The organism is Pseudomonas sp. HY2-MNA-CIBAN-0224 (genome assembly GCF_040310285.1).
Lineage (GTDB): Bacteria > Pseudomonadota > Gammaproteobacteria > Pseudomonadales > Pseudomonadaceae > Aquipseudomonas > Aquipseudomonas helleri.
In genome coordinates, this window is record NZ_JBEOPQ010000912.1 from 1 (window position 1) to 236 (window position 236).

A 236-nucleotide genomic window follows, 5' to 3' on the forward strand; every position below is an offset into this window, starting at 1 on the left:
GTTCTGAATCCACGCGGCAATCGTTAATGATATCTGGTCAATTTGGGCATAAGAGTAGCTAACGCCCATATTGCTAGAGAACTCTCGATCAGCATATTCTATTAACTTATCATTGATTATATCAATCACGGTACTGTGCGGCGGGGCTATTTGGGCGTTCACCCCTTTTGGATAACCCTGTGTCCAAAACTTATCCATAACTTACCTTCCTTGGTAATGAGTTTAAAGAATAAATG

At 40.7% G+C, this 236-nt stretch carries 1 pseudogene; it reads right to left on the reverse strand.

The features are described 5' to 3' along the window. Nucleotides 1-198: pseudogene (locus AAEZ03_RS28900) on the reverse strand (hypothetical protein); the annotation flags it as partial. Nucleotides 199-236 lie beyond the last annotated feature (38 nt).